The 4,795-nt window shown below is 66.4% G+C and carries 2 protein-coding genes; both read right to left on the minus strand.

What is annotated here, in order from left to right; all coding sequences use genetic code 11:
* On the minus strand, nucleotides 1-3,089 hold a 3,089-nt coding region (locus tag LC490_RS24150; RefSeq protein ID WP_223621884.1), incomplete at its 3' end, for a hypothetical protein.
* A gap of 17 nt (nucleotides 3,090-3,106) precedes the next feature.
* Nucleotides 3,107-4,795 (minus strand): OmpA family protein (locus LC490_RS24155; protein ID WP_223621885.1); only part of this gene is annotated, 1,689 nt, incomplete at its 5' end.

Consider the following 4,795-nt stretch of genomic DNA (forward strand, 5'->3'; position numbering starts at 1 on the left):
AGGTTGTTGGTCGTGACCCACTGCTCGCGACGCTCCGCACCGGTGTCCTCGCGCCATTCCAGCTTGCTCTGCCACTGCGTCGCCGCCGAGGTGTGGCCGCCGCTGAGGCTGACCGCACGACGATCGACTTCGCCGATCGCCTTGTCCAGGCGGGCGCTCTGCAAGGTGAAGCCGAGGTTCCAGCCCTGGCTCGGATAGAAATCCATGCCGTAGGTATGGGCCAGGCCGGATTCGTTCGGCGCCTTCAGGAACTGGCTCTCGTTGTACATGCTGACCTGGTTCGACAGGCGCCAGCGCTGGCCGAGGGTCCAACCCGAGTTGAGGCGGTTGTTGAACAGCGGATCGAAGTCGGTGCGATCGGTCGAGTAGGTATAGCTGCCGTAGACCGTGTGGTCGGGCTGGATGCGGTACTCGGCATTGATCTGCGCCGCGTCGCCGCGGTCGCCGGTGGTCAGCTCGGCGCCGACGCTCGACAGATTGCCGAACACGTACTTGCCGCCCAGGGTGAAGGCGTCGTTGTCGGCGTAACGGCCGTTGTCGTCGTCCAGGGTGACCTGGGCGGTGCCGTACAGGTCGAAGCTGCTGCCGAAGCGGCGCTTGTACTGCAGGGCGCCCAACACGCCGGCGGCGTCGAGGGTGGCGCGGTTTTCTTCGACGCGACGGATTTCCGCGGCCCAGGTGGTCGAGTCGCTGATCCGCCATTCGCCGGTCAACTGCGCCTGGGTTAGCGATTCGCTGCCGCGTTCGGCACGGCTGTAGCGGCCGTAGATGTTGAAGGCCGGATTGAACTGGCCCAGCACCTCGAACCCGTGCTCCTGAACGTCCTGGCCCAGGTCGTAGCGCGAGATCGAGAAGCCCGGATCGACGCGACGCCACCAGGCGCCGGCCGACCAGTCCAGCTTGGTCCAGCCCAGTTCCTTGAAGTTGGCGCGCGCTTCGACCGAGCGCGCGGTGCCCTTGCGGTTGTCGAGGCCGGAGTTGATTTCGTTGAAGCTCAGGCCGCCGTTGTCGGAGAAGAAGATCGGCGAACTGGTCGACTCGGTCTGGCTCTGCTCCAGCTTGAGGTAGGTGCCGCGACCGGCCTGCAGGGTCAGGTCCGCGCCCTTCAAGGTGTAGTCGTCGCCGGCGCGGTTTTCGTCGACATAGGTCGCGCCGAGCGCGACGTGGTCGCCGAACCAGTGCTTGCCGCGGAAACCGGCAGTGACCGAGTCGGCATCGAAGCCGTTCGGGATGAACTCGTAATCGACCAGCAGCACCTGGGTGAAACCGTCCAGGGGCGTGTCGCGGGTCAGGGTCGGGATGTTCTCGCGGGTCACCTGCGCCAGCGGACGCGTCAGCAGGATGCGGCCCTGCATCTCGTCGATCTCGTAGTCGGCGCCGCGCACCAGGTCGACCCGGTTCTCGACCCGGCCGGTGGTGGCGTCGCGGACTTCCAGCACGATCTTGTCCGAGCCCGGCAGCACGTCGGTGTGCTTGAGGTAGTACAGGCTGCCGCCGGTGCCGATGAACTCGTTATGGCCGGGCGCGGTCTGCGCCTCGGAACCGAACACCCGCAGTTCGCTGCCCGGCTCGCCGAGCACGGTGCTGCGGCGGCTGCGCCAGTTGAGCGCACCGCCGTACAGCGAACGGCTGTACTGACCGTATTCGGTGCCGGTGATGCCGGTCTCGAAGTTGCCCCACAGCGCCTGGCTCTTGTCCCAGTCGACCCGGACGTACAGCCGGCCCATGGTGTCGACGTCGCGGTAGGTGGTCGAGTCGTCGCCGTAGACCGGGTAGTACAGGTCCGGATCCAGGCGGCGGAAGATGTCCTGCGGGTCGGCCTTCCAGAAGCCGTTGAACAACTGGCTGACTTCGCGCTCGCGCGTGTCGGCCTGGGCGGTGACCAGGTACTTGCCCTTGATCTTGCCCTTCAGATAGAAGCCCAGGCGGCCTTCGAGCAGGAAGCTCTTGTCGAAATGCTCGTCGCCGGCCAGCGGTTCGATCGAACCGGAGGTGCTGCCCTTGGAGGCGGTCACATCGGCGATCGCGACGGCGAACATGTAGCGGCCGCTGACGTCGATGTCGAGCTTATGGTTGATCTCGCCGCCCTCGCCCTTCAGACGCAGGTCGTACTCGTGGCGGCCGATCGGCTCGAGGTATTCGGCGACCAGCTTGCGTTCCAGATCGACCGGGAAATTGCGCCCGTTGATGGTGACCGAGTAATTCTCGGGAATGTTGCGGCCCTGGATGCGGATGCGCGAGCCGTAGATGCCGATGTTCTGCTGGCGCAGGGTGCTGCTGCCGAACACGGCTTCGGTCAGGCTGTTGCGTTGCGCCTCTTCGATGCCGAGCGAGGTGCCCTGCTTGCGCTCCATGGCGTTGCGCATGGTCTGCAGGCCGCGTTCGGCTTCCTCCGGCCGTACCAGTTGCATGCGTTGCGGATAGGTCTCGTCGACGCTGCCGTCGGCGCCGTAGGCCCGCACCAGATACAGCAGTTCGTCGCCGGCACGCGCTTCGTAACCGGCCGGCAGGGTGCCGTCCCATTCCGCTTCGCTGATCGCGCCCACCGGCAATTCGACCTTGGCCAGCGGATCGACCAGGTCGGTGTCGCTGGCGCGGTAGATCAACACTTCGGCGCGCTGGATGAACGAGGAATAGTTGTTGTACGCGTAGAAGCGCACCGGCTTGAGCACCCGGGTGCCGTCGAACGACACCAGGCTGGTGCTGCTGATGTTCATCTCCGGACGGCCGAGCGTAGGATCCTCGGTCGCCCAGATCACCCCGCCGTTGGGCAGGCTGACCGACCACTTGCCGATCGCCACGGCCTTGCCCGGCTGCTCCAGCGCCACCGACACGCGGCGGTCCGGCTGCAGGGCTTCCGACGAGGATTTCGCCGTCGTGCCTTCGGTGACCGGCTTGCTGTAGCTGCGCGTACGCAGCTTGAACAGCAAGCCGTCTTCGCCGCTGCACGCTGCTTCCGTGCACTTCATGGCTTCGGCAGGCGCCTCGGACTGGGCGGGGGTCGGTTTGGTGGACTCCTGCGCAGTCGCCAACGGGGCTGCGCCCGCCAGCAGGCTGATCAGGGTGTAGTCCAGCAGTTTCATCTTCATCTTCATGATCCGCCCCCTCAATTCCGCTTCACGTCGACAGGGGCGGTCGGATCGTTACTCGACTCGACTCGCACCTTGGCGCGCACTTCGGGGCTCAGTCGTTGGGCCAACGCGTCGTAGACGGCCTTGGCGCGTCGCATACCGAGCGCAGTGTTGTATTGGTACGAAGCGCGCACGTCGGTGTGACCGACGACCGCGATGACGCCGCCGTGCATGCGCTCCAGCGCAGCAGCGACCTTGTCCAGCAGCGGCCCGAACTCCGGCTTGATGTTCGACTTGTCGGTGTCGAACAGCACCGTGCCCAGCAGCGCACCGCCCTCGCCCAGACCGACGATCAAGGAACCCGGGTCGTCGGCGTTGCCGCGCACGCTGACCTTCAGCGCCTGCAGCACGTCGGCCGGCAATTGCTTGACCAACTCGGCCTTGACCGCGGAAGCCCGATCGAACGCCAGCGACTCGCTATCGCCGTTGGCGCTGATCACCACTTCGCCGCCGCGGTGTTGCTTGATCTTTTCGGCCATCTTCTCGATCGCCGGCAGATACTGCGCACGCACCTCGGCGCTGCCCGGGGCGAAGAAGACTTCGCCCAGCTCCATCTCGACCTGCTCCTCACCGCCTTCGATCAGCCCGGCCGGCAGCTTGACGCCCCAGTCGAAGCGGACCGGCAGGCCCGGGGTGACGCGACGCGTCAGCGGGTTGTCGGTGGTGAACACGCTGCCCGGCGGCAGGGTCGACGGATCGACCTTGAGGATGAAGTTGCGGCCGCGTTCCAGGGTGCCCACGTCCACGCCTTCGAGGTGATAGCGGCCGTACTGGTCGGTCTCCATCAACAAGCCCTCGATCGAAGCGATGCGCACGCCCGGGATACCGCGTTCGTCGACACCGGTGTTGCGGACGATGTAGTCGACCAGGTAGCCGCCCTCGGTCGGGCTGACCCGACGTTCCACCGTCGGTGCCGCACCGCTCAGGTTCTTGGCCGCGTCGCCGCTGCGCTCGATCCGGGTCGTACCGGCCGCATCCATCCGCACCGTCACGCCCTGCTGGGTGGTCAGCGCGAAGTCGTCGGTGAAGCTCAACTCCTTCAGGCGCTGGCTGATCACCACGCGGTGCGCGTCGGCCGGATCGGCGTCGGACTGACGGGCCGAGATGCTGCCCAGGACGATGCCGTGCAGCATCGGCGAGCTCGCATCCGGTTCCGCCTTCGGACCGTTGCCGCGATCGACCGTGGTCGAGTTCGGCACGTAGGCGTCCGCAGCGAAACCGCCCTGGACGCGCGCGTCGTCGATCGCCGCGCTGTCCTGCCAGCCGTCGCCGTCGCGGTCGTCAAACACCGTGCCCAGGATCAGGGCATGGTCGAGCAACGGATCGGCGATCAGCTGCACTTCGGCGGTGGCCACGTTCGAGACGATCTTGCCGTTGTCGCGCATCAACGCACTGTTGGAGTGGATGCCCGCGCGCACGCCGGCGCCGACCCGCAGCAGGTAGGTGAACGTCGCGCGCTCACCGGCGGCGATGTCGACCTGGTCGACCTGGATCGGATAGGTACCGACCAGGCGACCCACGCCGTCGCGATCCGCGACCGACAGCGAACCGTCGACGAAGGTGAAGCCTGCAGGCGGCGTGTCGACCAGGGTCGCATCGATCGCGTCGACGATACCGGTGTTCTCGACCGTGACCGTGTAGCGGACCAGGTCGCCGATCTTCAC

It is taken from the genome of Lysobacter sp. ESA13C (genome assembly GCF_019970005.1).
GTDB classification, from domain to species: domain Bacteria; phylum Pseudomonadota; class Gammaproteobacteria; order Xanthomonadales; family Xanthomonadaceae; genus Lysobacter; species Lysobacter antibioticus_B.